This window comes from Flagellimonas yonaguniensis (assembly GCF_029193885.1).
In the GTDB taxonomy this organism is placed as follows: domain Bacteria; phylum Bacteroidota; class Bacteroidia; order Flavobacteriales; family Flavobacteriaceae; genus Flagellimonas; species Flagellimonas yonaguniensis.
The window spans coordinates 75,263-99,859 of the sequence record NZ_JARFVB010000010.1 but is presented as its reverse complement, the minus strand read 5'-3'; the positions used below and the strand labels follow the sequence as shown (position 1 = coordinate 99,859).

Sequence of the window (24,597 nt, the reverse complement as noted above, 5' to 3'; positions counted from 1 at the left end):
TTTGAATGGAATACGATGTTGTTGTTTTGACGGACCACCGCTACGTGGCTCCACAGAAGAAGACACCCTATATTGAAAATGTGCTTCAGGAAGACCAATTGGTTTTAAAAGCTTTGGAAAATCAAGGGCTAAAAGCCATACGCAAATCGTGGGACGATCCCGATTTTGATTGGTCGACCACCCAATATGCGCTTTTTAGAACCACTTGGGACTATTTTGACCGCTATGTGGAATTTTCGGAATGGCTGGTAAAGGCTTCTAAACAAACACAGTTCATCAATTCTTTAGAATTGATTTATTGGAATATTGACAAGCATTACCTGCAAGACCTATCAAACTCGGAAATAACCATTCCCAAAACGGTCTTTGTGGAAAAAGGGGCAACACTGACACTAGCTGAAACTGTAGCAAAGGCAAAATCGGAGCATGGTTTTACTGCCGACACATACATCCTAAAGCCTTGTGTATCCGGAGCTGCTCGACACACCTACAAAATAGGACAAGATAGGATTGCCGACTATGAATCCATTTTTCAAAATTTGGTAAAAGAAGAAGCCATGATGCTCCAAGAGTTTCAACAAAACATCGTTTCAGAAGGAGAAATCTCCATGATGGTGTTTAACGGCGAGTTTACCCATGCTGTCTTGAAAATTGCCAAACCCGGCGATTTCAGGGTTCAGGATGATTTTGGAGGAACCGTTCATGATTATGAACCCAATCAAGAGCAAATAACATACGCCAAAAGTGTGGTACATGCCGCACCCGAACTGCCCATCTATGCCAGAGTGGATATTTTTAAGGACAATGAAGGCAATTGGGCCTTGGCCGAATTGGAAATTTTTGAACCAGAACTATGGTTTCGCAACAACCCTAGTGCAGCGGATATATTGGCAAAGGCCATCAAAAAGAATTACCTTGCCCATTGAATCGGTATTTCAGGTTGTTTTATATTTATATAAATACATCAAAATGAAAAACTTACCCTTCCTCCTGTTGAGTATTACCTTAGGATGTTTTGCCCAGCAAAAAACCACAGGTAATCTAGTTGCTTTGGACGATGCTTTTTATGACTATGTGGACAAAGATGCCCAAATAGAGGTGCTTGCCGAAGAATTTATATGGTCGGAAGGCCCCGTATGGGTCAAGGAAGGTGGATTTCTCCTATTTTCCGATGCTCCCCAGAACACCATTTTTAAGTGGCAAGAAGGTAAAGGAATCACTGCGTTTTTAAAACCTTCGGGCTACACAGGTGTTTTACCGTATGGTCGTGAGCCAGGAAGTAATGGATTGATCATCAACAATGATGACGAATTGGTCGCCTGCGAGCACGGCGACCGAAGAATATCCAGAATGCCCTTGTCAAATGGCGGAAAAGTGACAGTGGCAGACACCTGGCAGGGCAAGCGATTCAATAGCCCAAATGATATTGTACAAGCCTCCAACGGCACCTATTATTTTACTGACCCTCCCTATGGCTTACCCGAACAACAAAATTCAGCTTCGCGCGAAATTGACGCTTTTGGAGTGTTTAAAATAGCCCCCAATGGCAATGTGGATATGGTGATCAGCAATCTTACACGTCCGAATGGAATAGCCTTGTCCCCAGATGAAACAATCCTGTATGTAAACCAATCAGATTCCAATACGCCTTACATCATGGCATACAACATTCTCCAGGAAGGATCATTGGATGAAGGTCGCATCTTTTTTGATGCAACTTCTTTAATTGAATCTGGATTTGTGGGTTCTTTGGATGGTTTAAAGGTGGCCCAAGATGGAACCATTTTCTCCACAGGACCCAGCGGTATATTGATAATCACTCCCAAAGGCAAGCTCTTGGGGCGCATAGAAACGGGGCAACGCACAGCAAATTGCACTTGGGGCGATGATGGTTCCGTCCTTTACATGACGGCACACAACTATTTAATGCGAATTCAGACCAAAACCACGGGGGCTGGTTTTTAAGTATTTACTTGGTAATCTGTTTTTTCAACTCCTCCATCGATTCTTGAAGCTGTTTGAGCAAACCTGTTTCGGTGGTGGCATCCACATTAAAGGTCAGCTTACTACTCACTTCCCAAATTTCTTGGATCTGAAACGGCTTGATTTCATACGGTGGATAGGTTTCATTTAAGGAAACCAAAGTAATGTTATTGGAATTTGGTTTACGTTCAATCTTCTTTACCATTACCGAATCCTGAAGTACTACCACGTACATCTTATTCGGACTCACATGATCGATATGCTCGGTGGAACGGGCCAACACCCAATCGCCGGGCCTTAAATTGGGCAACATACTATCCCCTTCCACTTGAAAACCGCGATAGGTTGCATTTCGGAATTCGGGTATCGGCATATCAAAAGCGGGCAACTGCCTGTACCAACTTGTATCCGATATATTCTGTGGGTATCCTGCCGCCGCTTTGGCATTTACCATTACCATATTGTCGTTGTCGGAATTGTCCACGGTAACCACTTTGGGAATAACACTGGTTTTGGAAGTATCCAAATGTTTTTGGTCACTCTCTCCGAACAACCACAACGGATTTATCTTGAATTGGCGTAAGAGTTCCGTTACCACCTTTCCGGATAATTTGGTCCTCCCCCGTTCTATATCGGCCGTGGTGTTCTTCACGCCCAACAATTTGGCGAACTCGGTTTGGGTATAGCCCAATTCCCTACGGATATCGGTAAATCGTTTTAGGGTTATTTCATTTTCCATCATCAAGTCAATAATGTCAGCTTGAGCGCAGTTGAGACGTATAGCAGTGTGCTAATCTCGGATGAGCTCATGCAGACGATCCATGTTCAAATATAGTTATTTTGGAATATTTCCAAAACTTTTTATGGATTATTTCCATTATTTGGATTATATCCATATATTTGAATGGAATATTTCCAAGCTATGAATTTTGATAGGATACGTGAAAAATTGAACATATTGGCAGATGCCGCCAAGTACGATGTCTCCTGTGCCAGTAGCGGAAGTGATAGGGTCAATAAGGGAAAAGGGGTTGGTAATGCTTCCAAAATGGGAATATGTCATAGCTACACCGCAGATGGGCGATGTGTCTCTTTGCTGAAAATTTTGTTGACCAACCATTGTATTTTTGATTGTGCCTATTGTGTTACCCGAAAAAGCAACGATGTACCCAGGGCTGCCTTCAAAGTACAAGAAGTGGTCGACCTTACCATCAATTTTTATCGTAGAAATTATATAGAAGGGCTTTTCTTGAGCTCTGGCATATTCAAAAGTCCTGACCACACCATGGAACGCTTGGTGGCAGTTGCCAAAAAACTGCGCGAAGAAGAAAATTTCAATGGCTATATCCATTTAAAGTCAATTCCAGGTGCAAGTGATGAATTAATGTATGAAGCAGGGCTCTATGCCGACCGACTATCTGTCAATATTGAGGTTCCGACCATCTCGGGACTCAAATTGTTGGCACCAGACAAAAAGCACGAAGACTTTACCAAACCCATGGAAAAGGTTAAAAATGAAATCGTGCGGTATACATCCGAACGTAAAATCATCAAAAGCACCCCAAAATATGCGCCAGCGGGCCAAAGCACACAAATAATCGTAGGTGCTTCGGGAGAATCGGATAAGGATATCATGTATTCCGCGACCCATTACTACAAAACGTTCAATATGAAGCGTGTATACTATTCTGGCTACGTACCCGTGACCCACGATTCCCGTTTGCCCGCCATAGGCTCGCAAGTGCCCATGTTGCGTGAAAACCGATTGTACCAGACGGATTGGCTGTTGCGTTTTTATGGCTTTTCCATTGGGGAAATCCTGAACAACCAACATCCCAATTTGGATATGGATGTGGACCCGAAGCTCTCGTGGGCTTTGCGCAACCTGCACCATTTTCCTGTGGATGTGAATACGGCCGATAAGCGCCTTTTGGCCAGAATTCCAGGTATTGGAATGCGGTCGGTAGACAAAATCATAAAAGCCAGAAAATTTAGAAAACTGAACTGGGACCATCTCAAAAAGATTGGTGTGGCCCTCAACCGTGCCCAATATTTCATGGTTTGCGATTCCCGTCATTGGGAGCGTCGTGACTTGGACGCGGATAAAATAAAAGGTATGATTCTACAACATTCCTCTGGAAAGTTTCGGAATCAGTACAGTACGCAATTGTCTTTGTTCAATTAACAATTAGCATTGACAATTATGTCGTCTCGAGATGTCATCCTGAGCGCAGTCGAAGGAGTCCTCGAGAATTTTAAAACTAAAAAGCAAACATTATGAATGCTTCAACAACCTTAGTCTACGACGGTAGCTTTAACGGATTCTTGACCGCCGTCTTCGTCGCCTTTGATGAAAAAATCAATGTGGCCGACATTCAAAAGAACGATCAATCCCAAAGTGGATTGTTTTCCGAAACCGAAACCGTTTTTACCCATGTGGAAAAAGCCAAACGCGTTTGGAACGGTGTTCGCAACAAAAGCCACAACGCCATCTCCAATGTGTACTTTGCTTTTTTAAGCGAAGCAGAGGGCGTTGAAATGATGCTCTACACCTATATTCAAAAATTAATGCGCACCAAAAACGGTAAGTATTTGGACTATTCCGACAGCACAGTGCTGTACATTGACCAATTGGCCAAAAAGGTGGGCCGCGAAAAACATCGAATGGAAGCTTTTGTTCGGTTTCAGTTGACCAAGGACGAAATTTACTTTGCCAACATTGAACCTGATTTTGATGTTTTGCCCCTAATCTCCAAACATTTTCGTGACCGCTATGCAGACCAAAAATGGTTGATTTATGACGTAAAGCGGAAATATGGTATCTATTATGATTTGAACCATGTGGAAATGGTATCCCTGAACTTGAAGGACATCCACCATAACAAAACAATTAAAAGTGATGCCTTTACCACAGAGGAATACGAATACCAGACCCTTTGGAACAATTATTTTAAGAGCATCAACATTGCCTCACGCATCAACCCTAAATTACATACGCAACATGTGCCTAAACGGTATTGGAAGTATTTGAGTGAGAAGAAAGAGGCGGTTTAATCACCCCTTACTCCTCTCCCCCACAAAATGGTCACTTTTGGTCTTGAACAGTACATTAAAACTGGTCAAACTGCCATAGATGCGGGTAATGTACTGCTGTAGATCCACTTTTTCTTGGTCGTCCAGGTTTTTGCTGCTGTTTATTTTTTGTTCCATCACACGGATGCGGTCACGCACCATCACAATTTTATGAAAAAAGGTCTCAATGGGCATTTCCTTGTTGGCAGTGCCATCATCAGGCTCCAAAATCAGTTTGCCACCTTTCCATTTATCGGCCATGGCCACTTTTTCATGGGTGTCGCTCCACTTTTCCAATATTTTTACCAAGGAGCGTTCCACATCAAAAAAGCTCACACTGTCCACTTCCTCCTCTACTCCTTCGATTACTTCAAATTCAGCATCCAAATCAATGGTTTCCAATCCGTTTTCCAAAAAGGTTACCCAATAATGTTTGGATGATACGTTGGTAACCACACCTTTTCCATATTCTGGGTGGTCTATCCTGGAGCCAATGCCCAATAATTTCATTTCTTATAATTAATGTCGTTTCGATGTAACCTTGCCTTCTTGAGAAATCTAGATTTCTCACATGCGTTCGAAATGACGGTTTCCAAACTCAAAAATAAACCAACAAACAACAATAACGAAACATAAGACCACTTCCTTTTTACATCTCAAATCGCTACTTTTGAGGTTTGCTATGATTTATGGTCAATTACGAAGAACATATTGAGGTTAAGGGCGCAAGGGTCCATAACCTGAAAAATATAGATGTTACCATTCCACGTGAGAAACTGGTGGTCATCACTGGGCTTTCGGGGAGCGGAAAATCCTCTTTGGCCTTTGATACTATCTACGCAGAAGGACAACGCAGGTATATTGAAACCTTTTCGGCCTACGCCAGACAGTTTTTGGGCGGATTGGAACGTCCCGATGTCGATAAAATCGATGGACTCTCCCCGGTAATCGCCATTGAACAGAAAACCACTTCAAAATCCCCACGTTCCACCGTTGGTACCATTACCGAGGTTTATGACTTTTTGCGATTGTTATTTGCTCGTGCTGGCGACGCATACAGTTACAACACAGGCGAAAAAATGGTGAGCTACAGTGATGAGCAAATCAAGGATTTGATCATTGAATCGTATAAGGACAAGAAAATAAATGTGCTTGCTCCTGTCATCAAATCAAGGAAAGGGCATTATCGTGAATTGTTTGAGCAAATTGCAAAGCAAGGCTTTGTAAAAGTTCGGGTCGATGGCGAGATTATGGACATCACAAAGGGGATGAAAGTCGACCGATACAAAACCCACGATATCGAAATTGTAATAGACCGTTTGAAAGTCGGTGATAGCGAAGATTTCCATAAACGGCTGAGCGAAACCATCAATACGGCCATGTACAGTGGGGACAATGTACTCATGGTGCTGGAAGAAGGTGAATCGGTGCCGCGTTATTTCAGTAGGGACTTAATGTGTCCGTCATCTGGCATTTCCTACCCTACTCCCGAGCCAAATACCTTTTCCTTCAACTCCCCTAAAGGAATGTGTCCAGAATGCAGCGGATTGGGTCACGTATTTCAGGTAAATGAGGATAAAATCATCCCCAACAAAAAAATATCCATCAAATCCGGAGGGCTCGCACCCTTGGGGGAATACAAAAAATCCTGGGCCTTCAAACAACTGGAAACCATTGCACAACGCTACAATTTTGACCTAACGGATGCCATTGAAAAGATTCCGGAAGAAGCCATGGACGTTATTTTGAACGGTGGCAAGGAAAGTTTTGAAGTCGATTCCAAAAGTCTGGGTGTAAAAAGACAATATAAAATTGACTACGAAGGCATTTCCAATTTCATCAAAACACAATATGAAGAAGCCAACTCCACATCCATAAAGCGATGGGCAAAGGACTACATGGACAAAGTGGAATGTCCTGCTTGCGAAGGCTCCCGCTTGCGAAAAGAGTCGCTCTATTTTAAAATAGATGGCAAAAACATTGCAGAGTTAGCACAGATGGACATTGCCGAGCTTGCCAATTTCTTCAAACATCTGGAGAATACCTTGGAAGGCAATCAAAAGAAAATTGCCGAGGAAATCATTAAAGAAATCAAAGCCCGTGTCGGATTTTTATTGGATGTGGGCCTTGATTATCTCTCTTTGAACCGAAGCTCAAAATCATTATCCGGTGGTGAGGCGCAACGTATTCGGCTGGCCACCCAAATTGGCTCGCAATTGGTGGGCGTACTCTACATTTTGGACGAACCTAGCATAGGTCTGCACCAACGCGACAACGAACGTTTGATTCATTCCTTGGAAGCACTACGCGACATTGGTAATTCTGTGATCGTGGTGGAGCATGACCGTGATATGATCGAATGTGCGGACCATGTCATCGATATTGGCCCAAGAGCGGGAAAACATGGTGGCGAGATCATTTCGGAAGGAAGTCCAAAAGAATTGATAGACCACCATACCATAACAGCACAGTACATTACAGGAGAAATGGAGATTCCCGTACCCAAAGAACGGCGTAAGGGAACGGGTAAAAAAATTACGCTTTCCGGTTGTACCGGCAATAACCTTAAGAATGTGACCGTCGATTTCCCTTTGGGAAAACTGATCGGGGTCACGGGAGTATCGGGCAGTGGTAAATCCACTTTGGTGAACGAGACCCTCTACCCTATTATGAACGCCCACTACTTCAATGGCGTTAAAAAACCGATGCCCTATAAAAAAATCAGCGGGCTGGAACATATCGACAAGGTCATAGATATCAACCAATCGCCGATTGGACGTACACCAAGATCCAATCCGGCCACCTACACTGGTGTTTTTAGTGAGATACGCTCGCTTTTCTCCAAAACAACCGAGGCTACCATCCGGGGCTATAAACCTGGAAGATTTAGCTTTAATGTGGCCGGGGGAAGATGCGAAACCTGTCAAGGTGGAGGACTCAAGGTCATTGAAATGAACTTTTTGCCCGATGTGTATGTGGAATGTGAGACCTGTAATGGCAAACGGTTCAACCGGGAAACCTTGGAGATACGCTATAAGGGAAAGTCCATTGCGGACGTGTTGGAAATGACCATCAACGAGGCGGTGGATTTCTTTGAGAATATTCCAAAAATTCATCGTAAACTTAAGACAATAAAAGATGTAGGTTTGGGTTATATATCATTAGGGCAGCAATCCACTACCCTCTCCGGTGGAGAGGCCCAACGGGTAAAATTGGCAACGGAACTCTCCAAAAGAGATACCGGAAACACATTTTACATCCTCGACGAACCGACCACAGGCTTACATTTTGAAGATATACGAGTACTTATGGAAGTGCTTGACCGCTTGGTGGACAAGGGCAACACCATTTTGGTAATAGAACACAATATGGACGTCATCAAAATGATGGACCATATCATCGACATTGGATATGAAGGAGGAAGAGGCGGTGGAACAGTTGTTGCGACAGGCACCCCCGAAGAAGTTGCCAAGGACAAGAAAAGCTACACAGCTAAGTTTTTAAAGAAAGAATTGGACAATACAAAACAAAAAATTAAACGCGCAGTTTAAAAAAATACTGAAGAACAATGCATATGCGAAGAGAAAAACATTCCAAAGGATGGAATGAGATCAAGACAAACGATTCATGGGCCATATTCAAAATTATGGGCGAATTTGTCAATGGGTTCGAAAAAATGAGCGTCATAGGCCCTTGTGTCTCCATTTTTGGGTCGGCAAGGGTGCGTGAAGGACATCCCTACTACGATTTAGCAGTAAAAATATCACAAAAGATATCCGAGGCCGGATATGGAGTGATCACAGGCGGAGGACCCGGGATCATGGAAGCGGGAAACAAAGGTGCCAACTTGGCGGGAGGAACTTCCGTTGGACTTAACATCGACCTGCCTTTTGAGCAACACGATAATCCCTTTATCGATGACGACAAGAGTTTGGATTTTGACTACTTTTTTGTTCGAAAAGTAATGTTTGTAAAATACTCCCAAGGCTTTGTGGTTATGCCCGGAGGTTTTGGAACCTTGGATGAGTTCTTTGAAGCACTTACCCTAATCCAAACCCATAAAATACACACCTTCCCTATTATTCTTGTGGGAACGGAGTTCTGGAAAGGTTTGATGGATTGGATCAAGAACACCTTGGTCGAAGCCGGCAATATAAGTCCAAAAGACCTAGATTTAATCAAATTAGTGGATACCGAAGATGAAGTTGTAGAAATCATAGATGCTTTCTACAAAGGCAGAACACTGAGTCCAAATTTTTAAGCCCAATACATTGATCAACCATCGAGTTTTACTTAGCGTTTCGCTACTTATTGTTATGGTGTGCCCCAAACTGTGGTCGCAACACCAAAATGAGATAGTGGCCACACTCGATGGTCCCACCAATCAAATACGGATTCGGCAACATTTCACCTACGTCAACCAATCCCAACAAGGGCTTACCACCCTTTACTTCAATGATTGGAACCATGCCTACGCCAATAAAAACACTGCCTTGGCCAAGCGGTTTGCAGAGGAATTCAACAGAAGTCTTCATTTGGCAAAGGACAGAGAACGCGGCAAGACCACCATTAGAACCATCGTAGATGACAACTATGCAGGATTGGACTGGGAAAGAGAGGGCAATATGGACATTATTTCCGTAACCTTGAATGAAGTTCTTAAGCCTGGGGAATCCATACAGCTTTTTTTTACCTACACCATTAGATTACCTGAAGCAAAATTCACTGGTTACGGACATACCGATAACCGAGGTTATAATTTAAAGGATTGGTACTTGACCCCTGCCGTTTTTGATGGCGATTGGAAGTTGTACAACAACATGAACCTAGATGACCTGTATACTGACGTGACGGAAACAAGGATTAATTTCACTTTTCCCAACCGTTTGTTTTTGGCGACCAACTACAGAAAATCAAGTGTTTCCGATTTTCCGGAAGGACAACATGTACAGCTCATAGGCAATAAAAGAAAAAATTGTGAAATCATCTTGACCATCGATGATGGATTCACCAAACATATTACGGACCAATTAACCATCACAACGGATATTGAGTCCAATAAATATGAGGAAATAGCACAAGGGATATCCATCAGTAAAATTTCCCGGTTTCTTCATGAAAATTTAGGGGAATACCCTCACGATAATTTATTGGTAAGCGAATTTGATTACAACAGGGCACCACTTTATGGGATTAGTCAACTTCCATCTTTCATAAGGCCCTACGAAGAGCAGTTCCAGTTCGAGATGAAGTTTTTGAAAACTGCCACTCGCAGTTATTTAAAGGAATCTTTATATCTGGACCCGCGAAAGGAACGCTGGGTCAACGATGCCATTGGGTACTATTTGATGATCAAGTTTGTGGAAGAGCATTATCCAGATCAAAAATTGGCAGGAAAGCTCTCCCAGATATGGGGAATAAAAAACTTCCATTTCGCACAAATGGATTTCAATGAACAGTACACACTGTTCAGCATGCTATCTGCCCGAAAAAACATCGACCAAGCACTGACCACATCCAATGATTCCTTGATTAAGTTCAACCAAAAAATAGCCAATGGATACAAAGCTGGGCTAGGTATGTCGTATCTGTCCGCTTATCTGGGAAAAAAGGAAATAGACAGCACGGTCTTGGATTTCTTCAAAAATTACAAACAGAAACAACGGACAACTGCTTCCGATTTTAAGAGAACCATTCAAAAATACGCCGATAAAGATGTTGATTGGTTTTTTGATGAATATGTCTCCACTGACCATAAAATCGATTACAAAATCAAAAAAGTCGAAAAAACCGAGGACTCCATAACCTTTACCCTAAAAAACAAAAGAGGCACTAATGTACCCATATCCGTTTTTGGACTAGAAAACGATTCAGTTGTATCACAATATTGGTTCACGGGTATAGACACTACCAAGACCTTTACCATCCCTAGAAAAAGTGAAGATCGTTTGGTGCTCAACTACGATCAGAAAATCCCAGAATTCAATCAGCGTGACAATTGGAAAACCTTGAATGGTTGGCTATCGAGCAATAAAAAAATAAAATTTCAATTCTTCAAGGATACCGAAGACCCGTACTACAATCAAGTTTTTTATGTACCTATCGTAAACTTTAACCTGTATGATGGGGTAACCCCTGGATTAAGGCTTTACAACAAAACCTTTTTGGAGCGGCAGTTCCAGTACGACATTTCGCCCGCCTACTCCTTTTTGGAAAACACCATGGTAGGGAAAGTTGGTTTCAGATACCGTAAGTACCATAAGAAAACTGGGGTTTATGTTACCAACTATTCGTTTTCGGCATCCACCTCGCACTTTCAGGAAAATTCAAGGTTTACCACGATCACCCCTGCTGTGGTCTTTGGATGGCGCCCCAATGATCTATTGTCCAACCGTAGGCAAAGTTTGCTGTTCCGATACAGAAGTGTATTCAGGAACATTGATGAGAGTTTGGTTGGCGAATTGGACACCGATCCCGATTACGGGGTAATGAACGTTCGTTTTACGGATGTGGAGAATAATATTTTGAACTACTCCTCTTGGTCTGTGGATGCACAGCATTCCAGTGAATTTACCAAACTTGCCTTTGAGTTGGAATACCGAAAGCTCTTCCAGAGCAATAGACAGCTCAATCTTCGGTTTTACGCAGGTAAGTTTTTGCGGAACAAAACAGCGTCAAACTTTTTCAGTTTTGCTTTGGACAGACCCACGGATTATATGTTTGACCTAGCCTATTTGGGTAGGTCTGAAGATTCTGGACTTTACAGCCAACAGGTTATCATTGCCGAAGGCGGGTTTAAATCAAAACTTGAAAACCCCTTTGCCAACGATTGGATCGCGACCACCAATGCAAGTACCAATATTTGGCGTTGGGTGGAAGCTTATGGCGATCTCGGATTCATTAAAAACAAAGGACATGACACCCGTTTTGTGTATGATTCAGGGGTTCGTTTGAATCTAGTGACGGATTATTTTGAACTGTACTTCCCTGTTTACTCGAACAGAGGCTGGGAAATTGCTGAAAACAACTATGGTCAACGCATCAGGTTTGTAGTGACCATAAGCCCAAGGACCCTGATCGGCCTGTTTACAAGAAAGTGGTTTTGATTGTTAATTTGACAATCAATAGCTTTTAAAATGTATTTTTATTAAAATATTTTCATTTTTTTAGGTTTAATTTTAAATTTATTTCAATTCATTAACAGGATTCAGTATTGCAATTTTGATGGTTTTTTAGTAATTTCGCAGAAATCTTGAACGATCTATGAAACCTAACCCTAGTACAAGCAACGATATTTCTTTTGATGATTTTAAATCTCAAATCCTACAAGATTATGGGACTGCCGTCACTAGTAGGGAATGCAGCTTGATGGGACGTCGTGAAGTACTTTCCGGAAAAGCCAAATTTGGAATCTTCGGCGATGGAAAGGAACTTCCCCAATTGGCCATGGCAAGAGCTTTTCAAGATGGCGATTTCCGAAGTGGTTATTATCGTGATCAAACCTTTATGATGGCCTTGGGATATTTGAGCCCCAAAGCATTTTTCCACGGGCTATACGCCACAACGGATTTAGAAAAAGAGCCCATGAGTGCCGGTAGGCAAATGGGTGGCCACTTCGTGACACACAGTTTGAACGAAGATGGAACATGGAAGAACCTAACGGAGCAAAAGAACAGTAGCGCGGATATTTCCTGTACAGCAGGTCAAATGCCCCGTTTGCTTGGCTTGGCCCAAGCTTCCAAAATATACAGACATGTTGATGGTATTGATCAAACCAATTTTTCCGAAAACGGAAACGAAGTTGCTTGGGGAACCATCGGTAACGCCAGCACCAGTGAAGGACACTTCTTTGAGACACTTAATGCCGCCGGTGTAATGCAAGTGCCCATGGTCATCAGTGTTTGGGATGATGAATACGGGATTTCCGTACCATCCGAATACCACACGACCAAAGGAAATATTTCAGAAGCACTCAGTGGGTTCCAACGTGATGATGACGGAAAGGGCTTCGAGATTTTAAAAGTCAAGGGATGGGATTACACCGCATTGATCCATGCATTCGAGAACGCTTCGGACATCGCCCGTGAAAACCATGTGCCCGTATTGATCCATGTAACGGAACTTACACAGCCACAAGGCCACTCCACTTCTGGGTCACACGAAAGGTATAAGTCTTCCGAGCGGTTACAGTGGGAAAAGGAAAATGATTGCAACAAACGTTTCAGGGAATGGATTCTAGAAAATGGCATCAGTACCGAAGAAGACCTGAAAAAAATGGAGCGTGACATAAAACACAAAGTCCGGGCAGCCAAAAAAGATGCTTGGTCCGAGTTTTTAAAGCCACAGCTGATAGCAAAAAAGGAATTGGTTCAATTGCTCGAAAAAGTTGCGAGCCAAAGTCCAAATCGAGCTTTTATCACCAAATTGAAAAACGATTTGATCGCCATCGAAGAACCCTTGAAAAAAGATTTGGCCTCCAAATCCAGACAAGCGCTTCGGTATCTTTTGGAAGAATCCACACCAGAGAAAAAACAGCTTCAACAATGGGTGGATGATTTTTTGGCGACCAACGAACCACAATACAGCTCCCATCTCTATAATGAACTGGACAACAAGGCCACAACAGTGGAACAAGTAACACCCTCTTATTCCGATAATGCCGAAGAAGTGGATGGCAGAATCATTTTAAGGGACAACTTTGATAAATTGTTCAGTATGTATCCAGAGGCTTTGGTTTTTGGGGAGGACACCGGAAACATTGGAGATGTAAACCAAGGGCTGGAAGGTCTTCAAAAGAAATATGGTAAACTCAGGGTTGCCGACACAGGAATCCGGGAAACCTCCATAATCGGCCAAGGAATCGGGATGGCACTACGCGGGTTGCGCCCCATTGCCGAAATACAGTATTTGGATTACATTCTTTACGCCATTCAAACCCTGAGTGATGATTTGGCCTCCTTGATGTACCGAACCGTTGGAAAGCAAAAAGCTCCATTGATCGTTCGTACAAGAGGACATCGATTGGAAGGTATCTGGCACTCAGGATCACCTATGGGCGGATTGATTCATTTATTACGGGGTATGTACATCCTGGTCCCTAGAAACATGACTCAGGCCGCGGGCTTCTACAATACGCTCATGAAAAGTGACGAACCTGCCCTGATCATCGAAAGCTTAAACGGATATCGCCTAAAAGAAAGGAAGCCTTCCAACCTAGGAGATTTTTGCACACCCATTGGAAAAGTGGAGACCCTTAAAGAAGGAACAGATATTACACTGCTATCCTATGGTTCTACATTGAGAATCGTTGAAAAAGTGGCCAATGAACTTTTGGAAGTAGGTATAGATGCCGAAGTAATCGATGCACAATCATTGCTTCCATTTGACTTGGGCCACGATGTGGTGAAAAGTCTGCAAAAAACCAATAGATTCTTGGTAATCGATGAAGATGTTCCTGGAGGCTGTTCTGCTTATTTGTTACAAGAAGTGGTTGAAAAACAAGGTGGTTACCGCCACTTGGACAGTGCCCCTCAAACGTTGTCCGCCAAGGCACACCGCCCAGCTTATGCTTCTGATGGGGATTATTTTTCCAAACCCAATGCAGAGGACATATTTGAGAAAGTGTACCAGATCATGCACGAATCCGACCCAAAATCCTATCCTGTACTTAGGTAGATTTTTGGTATAGGTCAATTCAAAACCACTTTTCGTCAATTATTGTTACGTTTTCTAAAACAGAATTTATATTTTCACGTGGATTAAAAAAATCCCCACATGAGAAACAACACTTTAATCAACCTAGGTCTTGCCATATTAAGAATCGTACCTTCTGCTTTTATGCTGACCCATGGTTACCCAAAGCTTATGAACCTGATCAACGGTAACACGGAATTTGCCAACCCTTTTGGTATTGGCCAAGCTCCATCACTGTTTTTGGCCGTTGTAGCTGAATTTGTTTGCCCTCTTTTGATGATCATTGGTTTTAAAACACGTTGGGCCGCTATACCCACCGCTATTACCATGTTTGTCGCTGGTTTCATCATCCACGGTGCTGACTCCTTTGGAGGTAACAAAGAAAAAGCACTTCTTTACTTGGTTGTATTTGTGGTCATTATGCTATTGGGACCCGGCAAATATAGCGTGGACCGAAAATAATCCTATATTATTTCGGTAAGGAGTTCTTTCAGCAAATCGGCTTGGGCCATATTGTTGGCGCCCACCCCTTTGCTCTTTAAATCCAATGTTCTTAGACTGGAAATAACCCCGCTGACCCTTTTCATGGGGTAGTTTTTTGCAGCTACCACATACTCGTTCACAAAGTACGGATTTACACCCAACACTTTGGCCACATTGCCTGGAGAATGGTCATTGAGCCCATGATATTGCAACAGTTGTGTGAAGAAAGTGTTCAATAAAGTAACCGTTACCACAAACGGATTATCCTTTGGATTTTGGGCAAAATAATCGATGATTCGTGAAGCCTTTTTCACATTGCGTTCCCCAATTGCCTTTTTCAACTCAAAATTGTTGAAATCCTTACTGATACCGATGTGCTCTTCGATCAGTTCGGGAGTGATTTCAGTGGTCGAAGGCACAATCAAAGTGAGTTTGTCCAGTTCATTACTGATTTTGCTCAAATCGGTTCCCAAAAATTCAACCAGCATTACACAGGACTTGGGGGAAATCTTATACTTTTTACTGGCCAAGGTTCTTCGTACCCAATCTGCCACCTGATTTTCGTACAGCTTTTTACTCTCAAAAAGCTCTCCGCTCTTTGTAATGGTTTTGTAGAGCTTTTTACGCTTATCCAGTTTTTTGTACTTATAGCAAAGCACCAAAATTGTGGTCGGTTGCGGGTTTTCCGCGTAGGCAACAAGATTTTCTATGGTCCGGGAAAGGTGTTGCGCCTCTTTTACGATCACCACTTGGTACTGGGCCATCATGGGGAACCGCTTTGCGTTGGCAACCACTTCATCCACAGAGGTCTCCTTACCGTACAATACCATCTGGTTGAACCCCTTTTCATCCTCCGTAAGAACGTTTTCTGCAATATATTGGGAAATACGGTCAATGTAATAAGGCTCCTCCCCCATCAAAAAATAGATAGGTTTTGGATTTCCCTTATTGATTTCCGCTACGATCTCTTTTACTTTGTCCATTCAATTTATATCACCAGATTTGTAGAATGCAAGATTTGAACTTTCCGCCTTATTCGTTTCGAATCAAAAATAGCCAAAATAGGCAGTACATTTTTGATGGGCTACGTAAAAAATTTGTAGTGCTCCAACCCGAAGAATGGGTGCGTCAACACGTACTTCGCTATTTAGTGTTCACGAAAAATTATCCAAAGAGCTTAATCAACGTTGAAAAACAGCTCACGGTCAACAACCTAAAGAAACGATACGATGTGGTTGTATTCAATCCTGATGGCTCCATCTTTCTATTGATCGAGTGCAAGGCTCCAGAAGTAAAGATCACACAAGATACCTTTGATCAGATCGCAAGGTACAACTATGAGCTAAAGGCCGAGTATTTAATGGTGACCAATGGCTTGGAACATTACTACTGTGAAATGGATCACAAAAATGAAAAATATACCTTTTTGAAGGATATTCCTGATTTTAGCCGTTAATTTGCCTCCGTTTTGAAAATCGCCGTAGTCATACTCAATTGGAATGGGGAAGCCTTGCTCGAAAGGTTCCTGCCTTCGGTCATGGACTATTCCAAAGACGCCGATATTTATGTGGTGGACAACGCCAGCACCGATGGGTCGGTTGATTTTTTAAAACAGCACTATCCAAAGGTCGGAATTGTCCAAAACAGTACCAACGGTGGTTTTGCCAAAGGCTACAATGATGGCCTTGAACATATTGAGGCCGATATCTTCTGTCTCCTTAATTCAGATGTAGAGGTTACACCAAATTGGTTGGACCCCATAAGAAATGCCTTTCAATCCCTTCCTGATGCATCCATTATCCAGCCCAAAATATTGGACTTGAACAAAAAAGACCATTTTGAGTATGCTGGGGCCGCAGGAGGTTTTTTGGATATGTTCGGGTATCCATTTTGCCGAGGGCGTATTTTTCAGACCATCGAAAAGGATGAAGGGCAATACAACGACACAAGGGAAGTGTTCTGGGCCACAGGTGCCTGTATGTTCATCAAAAGTGACGTTTTTAAGGAAGTGGAAGGTTTTGATGAAGATTATTTTGCCCATCAAGAAGAGATTGACCTTTGTTGGCGTGCCAAAAATGCTGGTCATAAAGTGTACTATGTAGGCACAAGTGAGGTTTATCACTTAGGAGGAAGTACGTTATCCAATATGAATCCGAAGAAGACCTTTCTCAATTTCAGGAACTCCCTCTACTCCATCACAAAAAATCTTCCCAGAAGAAAAGCGTTTCCCATCATAATTGCACGTTTGCTCTTGGATGGCATTGCAGCCTTACGTTTCGTGTTCCAATTAAAATTCGATCACTGTTTTGCCATACTCAAGGCCCATTTGAGTTTTTATGCTAACTTTATAAAAATGTATAGAAAGCGTGAAAAAGCTAATTTTATATTAAAGTACCATATTGCGACATCCATTGTATGGTCTTATTTCGTACATCAAGTAGAGAATTTTAACATTTTAGTAAAAGATTAACGATACCAAAATATGGAGGCTTTGCTTTTTCTCTAATTTTGGTGTAGTTTCTTTAACTTTTGAAATATCTAACAATCCTTAAATTATACTCTGAACTATGAAAAAAATTTTTCTAGGAACATTGGCGATGACAGTGCTTTTATCTTCTTGCGTATCGCAAAAGAAATATGCCGATTTGGAAGCCAAGCACAAAGAAGCACAAGACCTTTTGAACTCAGCAACCGTTAAATTGAACGACTGTTTGGAAGAAAAAGCAACTGCAAGCTCTAGATTGAAAACCCTTGAAGATCAAAACGCATTCCTAAAAGCAAACAACCAAGAGCTCATCAACAACATGGGCAACTTGACAACGCTTACCACAAAAGGTGCGGAAAACCTTGAGAAATCCCTTGAGAGTCTTCAAGAAAAAGACCTTACCATTAGAAAACTCCAAAATGCCGTAACACGTAGGGATTCTGTAAACCTTGCTTTGGTACAGAGCCTAAAAGGGGTGTTGGGCAACTTGGATGACGATGACATCGAAATCAGTGTTGAAAAAGGTGTTGTATTCGTATCCATTTCTGATAAATTGTTGTTTAGAAGCGGAAGCTACAACGTAACCAGTGCTGCAAAAGAAGTACTTGGTAAAGTAGCCAAAGTAGTGAACAACAAACCTGATTTTGAATTTATGGTCGAAGGCCACACGGATAATGTGCCAATCAAAACTTCAGAACTTGCAGACAACTGGGACTTGAGTGTGAAGAGAGCAACTTCCGTTGTTCGAATCCTTCAGAACGATTTTGGCGTAGACCCTGCTAGAATGACTGCTGCTGGTCGTAGCTACTACATACCACTTGTGGACAATGATACTTCAGCAAACAGAGCCAAGAACAGAAGAACAAGAATCGTTGTACTTCCAAAAATCGATCAGTTCTACAACATGATTGAAGAAGGAATGAAAGATCCTGCCATCGGAGGTACAGGCAAATAAGAAATGAGCTTTAGCTTAGAAATAGAAAAGCGGCCAAATTGGCCGCTTTTTTTATTCAATAAATTTCAAGACTTCCCTTGCCCTCACGTATAAGCTCAGGTTCATCTCCCGACAAGTCTATGACCGTCGAAGCAACATTATCGCCATAACCGCCATCAATCACAATATCCACCAAGTTCTGCCATTTCTCATAAATGAGTTCCGGATCGGTGGTATATTCCAAAATATCGTCTTCATCCCGAATGGACGTGGAAACTATGGGATGTCCCAACCCTGCCACCAAGGCCCGGGCAATCCCATTATCGGGCACACGGATACCCACGGTCTTCTTTTTCTTGAAATCTTTGGGAAGATTATTGTTCCCTGGGAGTATGAACGTATAAGGTCCGGGAAGCGTACGCTTTAATATTTTAAATGTTGTACTGTCTATCTGCCGGACATAATCCGACAGGTTGCTCAAATCAGCACAAATAAAGGACCAATTGGCCTTGTCCAACTTTACCCCTTTAATTCTTGCAATGCGCTGCAAAGCCTTGGAATTGGTAATATCACAACCAAGCCCATAAACCGTATCCGTAGGGTATATCACAAGACCTCCTTTCCTAAGCACGTTCACGACTTTTTCCACCTGCTTTGGATTGGGGTTTTCTTCATAAAGTTTAATCAGCTCTGCCATCATCTATTTGAATAATTCCCAACGGATTGATTACAAAGATACTACTTATTGTAGCGTGTCGAGCATCCAAAAACACCCTGTTAAATATATGATAAAGCACCCAACCCATCCATTTTTTGGAATCTCTATAAAAGGAAAACAGGCATTCGTCAATCCATATGGGGCATTGGTTAATTGTCACCATCAATATTGAAATAAATGCCTCAACTTTAAATAAAAATAACGTTCCCATGAAATCAAAAATATTTTCCATATCACTGATGGGCTTTAGCTTCCTGATACTTTGTTTGGGTTGTGGCACTCCCAATAAATCCAAAAACGATCACTTTAATGGCAAGGACACTTTAGCTGAATTGGATAGGCTATTGATGCAACTTGACCAAATGGATGCTTCTGACTGCGGAAATTTGGACGAAATAGTGACCATCAATGAAAAAATGCGGAGAATGGTTGAAAATATCAGGTCTTCCAAAGCATTTGATAGCATAGCCAAGGCATTTGATGCCAATACAAACCAGATTGACTTTGTAGTCTCAAAAGATGAACAATTTGGTGTTTTTTCATGGTATACCAAAATGGATTGTTTGGGCAATAGCATCAAGAATATTGCGCTTTATAAATCCGACAACAAAGTACTGGCATCATCCCTATACGGTAAATCAATGATTTACCACGAGATAAAATCAAGAAAACAGACTGAAGATAAAACCGTATACCTTCTATTGGGCAGTTCTTCCGAAAACCAAGATGCAACCGATTCAACCGCAAAAGGATATAAAATAACCAACGGGTACTTGGCGGAATCCCAAATCCCGTTACCCGATGAAGCCTACGTAAACAATACCCCACTGTAAAGGGGCTCAATGCCATGTGGAACAAGACCATCCCCTTCATATTTTTATCCCTGCTTTTCCTCCAATGTAAAGAGGCCTCCAAAAAATCCATTTCGGAGATTACAAATGGAAAAGAAATCATGGATTCAGTCTCCGTTCTGATTCACGAATTGGGACAATTGAATAGTAATGAAGCAAATTTTGGGGAACTTGCTTCATCAATCAATCAGCAGATCATGGAAACGATTGACCAAGTAAACCACCCTGATGCTGCCCGTGAATTTGCAAAAGCAAACATGAAGGAGAAATTATCACTGGCCATTTCAAAAGATACGGTAATGATCGTCCTCTCTTGGAATACAAGACTGGGAGGGTCCAGCCCAGAGGTCAACCCCATTCTACTGCATACAAATAATGATAGGGTGGAATCATTTGTTTTAGACGAAAAATCCCTGAGATTTAGCGACATATACAAACTTGACCACAAAGCGGAACAATCCGTTTACCTGCTCAAAGGTTCCGGTCAATCATCCAGTGTTGAATTTTACACCTCAATTTATGCCCTTACCCTGCATGATGGTTTGAAAAAAGCTGACATTTTTCCTGAAAAACAAAATACGATTACGATCAGTTACCCTTTGGACAATACCATTGATTTTGTGGTAAGTGATGATGGCATCCGGATTCTAGTCCCTGAGAAAACCTATTCTATTGAAGATTGGGGATTTTTTTACAGGCCAATGGTTTTGAATGGAGATGGTTATCAACCTGAAGAATCCCAAATAAGCTTTCCTGTCACTGCGGATACTTTTCTTGGCACCAAAAATTTTGACCATGGTTTTTTAAAAGGTGCTGAAATACCCATCGATACCATAAAAGTGGCAAACACAACTTCCCACAGACTTGTTTTTGAGGATAACACTGAAGTTGAACACAGTTACTACCCAAAAGAAGAAACAACGGTAATCAAAATCAGCAGCAACAGTAATGCAAAACCACTAGAGCTCACTTTTGATGGGTATGATGCTCGATTATTGGCTAAAAGAAATCAATTTTTGTTCCTCGAACTGTCCGGCATACCGACCAGCTCGCCTTTATTGATTTACGACATCCATAAACAAAGGTATGTTTCCAGCATTTCCCAAGCTGGTGCAAAACTTACAAAAGGTGTTTTATTGTTTTCCCAACCAATCAGCCAGAATGATGAATTCAAAGAAAAGCCCAAATGTGATTCCTTATATGGAGACCAAACCAGGTATTTTAAAACCCACATCTTGGATTACAAGGCTGATTATCCCACGGTAATGCCTACGGGGCAACTATATTGCGGGTTTTCAGAGTAGGGAAACCTATTAGGAGGATTATCGGAAAGCAAAATACTGCTTATGCATCGTCCAGAACCTCAAGCTTGGCAAAACGGAGCAGCAATTTTTTGATGCCCCCTTGATCAAAATGGATTTCCGCTTTTCTATCGCTACCCACACCTTCAATATTGAGTATTTTCCCTCTTCCAAAGCGAGTGTGGTTTACCCTTGCCCCTGTAACAAGGCCCGGATCCAAATCCATGGATTTGGATGGAGCGGAAATCTCTGGTTTCAGTTTCCTTAGTTTACGCAACTGGTTCTCGTTGGGTTTTTGAACACTTGGCGGCGTGCCATTTGTTGGTTTTACCTGCCGAAGCCTGCTTTTGTCCACTTCCCCAAAAATATTCTTATCGATCATGGACTTATACCGATAGCCATCGTTCACAGGGGTCAGATTCTCCACATATTGCTCCTCTATCTCCTCCAAGAATCGACTAGGTTCGGCATCGATAAGCTTACCCCAACGATACCTGTTTTGGGTGTAGGTAAGAAATGCTTGTTTTTCCGCACGGGTAAGGGCAACGTAGAACAGTCTCCGCTCCTCCTCCAACTCACTTCGTGTGTTCATGCTCATGGCAGACGGAAACAAATCCTCTTCCATTCCCACAATGTACACATAAGGGAACTCCAGTCCTTTGGCCAAGTGAATGGTCATAAGGGCCACTCTGTCATCATCCTCCACCTCTTTGTCCATGTCAGTGGCAAGGGCCACATCTTCCAGAAACTCGGTCAGGCTTCCCGTAGCATCAACAACTTCTTTTTGCCCCTCCACAAAATCCTTGATACCGTTCAATAGCTCCTCGATGTTCTCCATCTTGGCAATCCCTTCAGGAGTACCATCTTTTTTGAACTCCAACAAAAGCCCTGTCTTTTTGGCCACGTGCTCTGCCAATGTAAAAGCATCGGAACCTTCGTTCATGATCTGGAAACTCTTGATCATGGTAACGAAATCCTTCAACTTGCGTTTGGTCCCCGCATTGATGTTCAGATTGAGTTTGTCCAAATGCTCCATGACCTCATAAATGGAACGTCCATAATGATTGGCTGCCACCACAAGTTTATCGATAGTAGTTTGGCCAATCCCCCTTGTCGGGAAGTTGATGACCCGTTTTAGCGCCTCCTCATCTTTTGGATTGATGATCAATCGCAGATAAGCAAGTACATCCTTGATCTCTTTTCTTTGATAGAACGATAATCCCCCATAAATACGATAGGGAATATCACGCTTACGAAGAGCGTCCTCAATGGCACGGGATTGTGAGTTGGTACGGTACAACACGGCAAAATCACCATTTTGCATCTGTTGCTGCATCTTGTTCTCAAAAATGGAACCCGCCACATATCGACCTTCCTCAGCATCGGTAGCGCTTCGGTGTATTTTTATGAGTCCGCCATCGTCATTGGAGGTCCATACATTCTTCTCCAACTGGTTTTTATTGTTCGCGATAATGGAGTTTGCAGCATTTACAATGTTTTTAGTGGAACGGTAGTTCTGCTCCAAACGATAAACCGCCACATTATCATAATCCCGTTGAAAATTGAGGATATTGCTGATGTTCGCCCCACGGAAGGAATAAATACTCTGGGCATCGTCCCCCACTACACAAATATTCTGATATCTATCGGACAACGCTTTCACGATCAAGTATTGTGAATGGTTGGTATCCTGGTACTCATCCACCAAAATGTATCTAAAACGATCCTGATATTTCATCAACACCTCCGGAAAACGGGTCAACAACTCGTTGGTACGTAGCAATAAATCATCAAAATCCATGGCACCTGCCTTAAAGCATCGGTCCACATAGTTCTGATAAATCTCCCCCAACCTTGGGCGTTTTGCCATGGCATCCGCCTCCATCAATTCTGGGTTCTGGAAATAAGCCTTGACAGTGATCAAGCTGTTTTTATAAGAGGAAATCCGGTTCTGGATCTGTTTGTACTTGTACACATCCTTGTCCAGCCCCATTTCTTTGATGATGGCAGCAATCAATCGTTGGGAATCTTGGGTATCGTATATGGTAAAATTGCTCGGGTAGCCTAATTTGTCGCCATCAAAACGGAGCAATTTGGCAAAAACGGAGTGGAAGGTACCCATCCAAAGGTTTTTGGCTTCGGAATTACCCACAATGGTAGCAATACGTTTCTTCATTTCACGTGCCGCCTTATTGGTAAAGGTCAGGGCCAAAATATTAAAGGAGTCCACCCCTTGCTCCATCAAATGGGCTATTCTGTAGGTAAGTACCCGTGTCTTTCCCGAGCCCGCACCGGCAATGACCATCAAAGGACCATCCTTATGCAATACCGGGGCACGCTGCGCATCATTCAATTCATCTATAAAATTACTCAAGGGCCAGAAACTTTTAAAAGTAGGCGTGAAATTAGCCATTATTGACCTTTTGCTAAAATCAAGCTTTCAATATTTATAAACACCGCATACTGTTTTTGGTTTGATTTTTAAATATATTTAAACCCCTTAACTAAAATAACCAATGAATATCTATCGTACTCCCCTATTTTTTTTAATTATCGTTGCATTTTCAGGATTTTCACAAACCACCAAAACAGGCCCCATCATAGAAAACCATGGTGCTGTTTGGGAAATAGACAACCCCGACTTCAAAACGGACAAATCACAAGAATTCAAAGTGGTTTTTGATGTAAAGGACGGACCGGAATCGGATACAGAGATCAATAGAAACCTAAATACCGTAGCACGCTTTTTGAACATGCATGCACAAAGCGGAATCCCCGCTTCCCAACTAACGGTTGCCCTCATTGTGCACGGTACTGCAGCAAGAAACTTATTGACAGACCAAGCCTTTAAAAAAAGATATAAGGTGGGCAACCCGAACCGCGAACTGGTTGAAAGTTTAATGAATGCCGGAGTGGAAGTGATAATGTGCGGGCAATCCTCCAAAACAAGAGACCTCCCAAAAGAAGATTTGATTCCTGGAGTGAAAATTGCCCTCTCGGCAATGACTGCAAATATTCAATTGCAAAACCAAGGATACCGTCCCATCAAATTATAAACCACAACGCCATCATGATAA

At 42.3% G+C, this 24,597-nt stretch carries 20 protein-coding genes; 15 read left to right on the top strand and 5 right to left on the bottom strand.

The genetic code is table 11. The annotated features are described in order from the left end of the window. The first annotated feature begins 5 nt into the window (after positions 1-5). The gene (locus PY092_RS14535) at positions 6-926 is read left to right on the top strand and encodes an ATP-grasp domain-containing protein (RefSeq protein ID WP_275616528.1); all 921 of its coding nucleotides are present in this window, start codon (positions 6-8) and stop codon (positions 924-926) included. Positions 927-969: 43 nt separating this feature from the next. Continuing rightward, positions 970-1,965 (top strand): SMP-30/gluconolactonase/LRE family protein, encoded by a 996-nt coding sequence (locus tag PY092_RS14530; RefSeq protein ID WP_275616527.1) that lies wholly within the window; start codon positions 970-972, stop codon positions 1,963-1,965. Positions 1,966-1,969: 4 nt separating this feature from the next. Here PY092_RS14530 and PY092_RS14525 read toward each other — a convergent pair whose 3' ends face one another. Next, the gene (locus tag PY092_RS14525) at positions 1,970-2,722 is read right to left on the bottom strand and encodes an XRE family transcriptional regulator (protein WP_275616558.1); all 753 of its coding nucleotides are present in this window, start codon (positions 2,720-2,722) and stop codon (positions 1,970-1,972) included. Positions 2,723-2,905: 183 nt separating this feature from the next. Between PY092_RS14525 and PY092_RS14520 the strand changes: the two genes are divergently transcribed. Together PY092_RS14520 and PY092_RS14515 are read left to right on the top strand one after the other, a co-directional pair. Then, positions 2,906-4,168, top strand: a complete 1,263-nt coding sequence (locus tag PY092_RS14520) for a putative DNA modification/repair radical SAM protein (RefSeq protein ID WP_275616526.1) — start codon at positions 2,906-2,908, stop codon at positions 4,166-4,168. Positions 4,169-4,260: 92 nt separating this feature from the next. Continuing rightward, positions 4,261-5,037, top strand: a complete 777-nt coding sequence (locus PY092_RS14515; RefSeq protein ID WP_275616525.1) for a TIGR03915 family putative DNA repair protein — start codon at positions 4,261-4,263, stop codon at positions 5,035-5,037. Here PY092_RS14515 and PY092_RS14510 read toward each other — a convergent pair whose 3' ends face one another. After that, on the bottom strand, positions 5,038-5,565 hold the full coding sequence (locus PY092_RS14510) for a hypothetical protein (RefSeq protein WP_275616524.1): 528 nt from the start codon (positions 5,563-5,565) through the stop codon (positions 5,038-5,040). 179 nt (positions 5,566-5,744) lie between these two features. Between PY092_RS14510 and uvrA the strand changes: the two genes are divergently transcribed. From uvrA to PY092_RS14485, 5 genes are all read left to right on the top strand, one after another. Continuing rightward, on the top strand, positions 5,745-8,606 hold the full coding sequence (uvrA, locus tag PY092_RS14505) for an excinuclease ABC subunit UvrA (protein ID WP_275616523.1): 2,862 nt from the start codon (positions 5,745-5,747) through the stop codon (positions 8,604-8,606). Positions 8,607-8,629: 23 nt separating this feature from the next. Next, on the top strand, positions 8,630-9,316 hold the full coding sequence (locus tag PY092_RS14500; protein ID WP_275616522.1) for an LOG family protein: 687 nt from the start codon (positions 8,630-8,632) through the stop codon (positions 9,314-9,316). 55 nt (positions 9,317-9,371) lie between these two features. Beyond that, entirely contained in the window at positions 9,372-12,161 is a 2,790-nt protein-coding gene (locus tag PY092_RS14495) for a gluzincin family metallopeptidase (protein ID WP_275616521.1), read from the top strand. A gap of 157 nt (positions 12,162-12,318) precedes the next feature. After that, entirely contained in the window at positions 12,319-14,730 is a 2,412-nt protein-coding gene (locus tag PY092_RS14490; protein WP_275616520.1) for an alpha-ketoacid dehydrogenase subunit alpha/beta, read from the top strand. 99 nt (positions 14,731-14,829) lie between these two features. Next, positions 14,830-15,210 carry a DoxX family protein gene (locus tag PY092_RS14485; protein ID WP_275616519.1) on the top strand — a complete coding sequence of 127 codons (381 nt, stop codon included), beginning with the start codon at positions 14,830-14,832 and terminating at the stop codon, positions 15,208-15,210. Positions 15,211-15,212: 2 nt separating this feature from the next. On the opposite strand, the gene holA is transcribed toward PY092_RS14485, so the two are convergent. Then, positions 15,213-16,214: a DNA polymerase III subunit delta gene (gene holA, locus PY092_RS14480; protein WP_275616518.1), complete on the bottom strand. Its 1,002-nt coding sequence runs from the start codon at positions 16,212-16,214 to the stop codon at positions 15,213-15,215. Between the two features lie 26 nt (positions 16,215-16,240). Between holA and PY092_RS14475 the strand changes: the two genes are divergently transcribed. The 3 genes from PY092_RS14475 (at position 16,241) to PY092_RS14465 (ending at position 18,671) form a co-directional block, all read left to right on the top strand. Next, positions 16,241-16,687, top strand: a complete 447-nt coding sequence (locus PY092_RS14475; protein WP_275616517.1) for a type I restriction enzyme HsdR N-terminal domain-containing protein — start codon at positions 16,241-16,243, stop codon at positions 16,685-16,687. Between the two features lie 12 nt (positions 16,688-16,699). After that, positions 16,700-17,701: a glycosyltransferase family 2 protein gene (locus tag PY092_RS14470; protein WP_275616516.1), complete on the top strand. Its 1,002-nt coding sequence runs from the start codon at positions 16,700-16,702 to the stop codon at positions 17,699-17,701. A gap of 97 nt (positions 17,702-17,798) precedes the next feature. Then, on the top strand, positions 17,799-18,671 hold the full coding sequence (locus PY092_RS14465) for an OmpA family protein (protein ID WP_275616515.1): 873 nt from the start codon (positions 17,799-17,801) through the stop codon (positions 18,669-18,671). A gap of 55 nt (positions 18,672-18,726) precedes the next feature. Here PY092_RS14465 and PY092_RS14460 read toward each other — a convergent pair whose 3' ends face one another. Beyond that, positions 18,727-19,347, bottom strand: coding sequence for an L-threonylcarbamoyladenylate synthase (locus PY092_RS14460; RefSeq protein ID WP_275616557.1), 621 nt, complete (start codon positions 19,345-19,347; stop codon positions 18,727-18,729). A gap of 230 nt (positions 19,348-19,577) precedes the next feature. Between PY092_RS14460 and PY092_RS14455 the strand changes: the two genes are divergently transcribed. Together PY092_RS14455 and PY092_RS14450 are read left to right on the top strand one after the other, a co-directional pair. Beyond that, a complete protein-coding gene (locus PY092_RS14455; RefSeq protein WP_275616514.1) occupies positions 19,578-20,201 on the top strand; it encodes a hypothetical protein in 624 nt (207 codons plus the stop codon). Between the two features lie 119 nt (positions 20,202-20,320). Next, positions 20,321-21,523 (top strand): hypothetical protein, encoded by a 1,203-nt coding sequence (locus PY092_RS14450; protein WP_275616513.1) that lies wholly within the window; start codon positions 20,321-20,323, stop codon positions 21,521-21,523. A gap of 40 nt (positions 21,524-21,563) precedes the next feature. On the opposite strand, the gene PY092_RS14445 is transcribed toward PY092_RS14450, so the two are convergent. Next, positions 21,564-23,933, bottom strand: coding sequence for an ATP-dependent helicase (locus PY092_RS14445; protein WP_275616512.1), 2,370 nt, complete (start codon positions 23,931-23,933; stop codon positions 21,564-21,566). A 103-nt stretch (positions 23,934-24,036) separates the two neighbouring features. Here PY092_RS14445 and PY092_RS14440 point away from each other — a divergent pair, with 103 nt between their 5' ends. After that, positions 24,037-24,576, top strand: coding sequence for a DsrE family protein (locus tag PY092_RS14440; protein ID WP_275616511.1), 540 nt, complete (start codon positions 24,037-24,039; stop codon positions 24,574-24,576). Positions 24,577-24,597 lie beyond the last annotated feature (21 nt).

Excerpts from the sequence above, each read along its gene's own strand:
- PY092_RS14535 (WP_275616528.1), top strand. The coding sequence starts at position 6 with ATGGAATACGATGTTGTTGTTTTGACGGACCACCGCTACGTGGCTCCA.
- PY092_RS14530 (WP_275616527.1), top strand. The coding sequence starts at position 970 with ATGAAAAACTTACCCTTCCTCCTGTTGAGTATTACCTTAGGATGTTTT.
- PY092_RS14525 (WP_275616558.1), bottom strand. The coding sequence starts at position 2,722 with ATGGAAAATGAAATAACCCTAAAACGATTTACCGATATCCGTAGGGAA.
- PY092_RS14520 (WP_275616526.1), top strand. The coding sequence starts at position 2,906 with ATGAATTTTGATAGGATACGTGAAAAATTGAACATATTGGCAGATGCC.
- PY092_RS14515 (WP_275616525.1), top strand. The coding sequence starts at position 4,261 with ATGAATGCTTCAACAACCTTAGTCTACGACGGTAGCTTTAACGGATTC.
- PY092_RS14510 (WP_275616524.1), bottom strand. The coding sequence starts at position 5,565 with ATGAAATTATTGGGCATTGGCTCCAGGATAGACCACCCAGAATATGGA.
- uvrA (WP_275616523.1), top strand. The coding sequence starts at position 5,745 with ATGGTCAATTACGAAGAACATATTGAGGTTAAGGGCGCAAGGGTCCAT.
- PY092_RS14500 (WP_275616522.1), top strand. The coding sequence starts at position 8,630 with ATGCGAAGAGAAAAACATTCCAAAGGATGGAATGAGATCAAGACAAAC.
- PY092_RS14495 (WP_275616521.1), top strand. The coding sequence starts at position 9,372 with ATGGTGTGCCCCAAACTGTGGTCGCAACACCAAAATGAGATAGTGGCC.
- PY092_RS14490 (WP_275616520.1), top strand. The coding sequence starts at position 12,319 with ATGAAACCTAACCCTAGTACAAGCAACGATATTTCTTTTGATGATTTT.
- PY092_RS14485 (WP_275616519.1), top strand. The coding sequence starts at position 14,830 with ATGAGAAACAACACTTTAATCAACCTAGGTCTTGCCATATTAAGAATC.
- holA (WP_275616518.1), bottom strand. The coding sequence starts at position 16,214 with ATGGACAAAGTAAAAGAGATCGTAGCGGAAATCAATAAGGGAAATCCA.
- PY092_RS14475 (WP_275616517.1), top strand. The coding sequence starts at position 16,241 with ATGCAAGATTTGAACTTTCCGCCTTATTCGTTTCGAATCAAAAATAGC.
- PY092_RS14465 (WP_275616515.1), top strand. The coding sequence starts at position 17,799 with ATGAAAAAAATTTTTCTAGGAACATTGGCGATGACAGTGCTTTTATCT.
- PY092_RS14460 (WP_275616557.1), bottom strand. The coding sequence starts at position 19,347 with ATGGCAGAGCTGATTAAACTTTATGAAGAAAACCCCAATCCAAAGCAG.
- PY092_RS14455 (WP_275616514.1), top strand. The coding sequence starts at position 19,578 with ATGAAATCAAAAATATTTTCCATATCACTGATGGGCTTTAGCTTCCTG.
- PY092_RS14450 (WP_275616513.1), top strand. The coding sequence starts at position 20,321 with ATGGATTCAGTCTCCGTTCTGATTCACGAATTGGGACAATTGAATAGT.
- PY092_RS14445 (WP_275616512.1), bottom strand. The coding sequence starts at position 23,933 with ATGGCTAATTTCACGCCTACTTTTAAAAGTTTCTGGCCCTTGAGTAAT.
- PY092_RS14440 (WP_275616511.1), top strand. The coding sequence starts at position 24,037 with ATGAATATCTATCGTACTCCCCTATTTTTTTTAATTATCGTTGCATTT.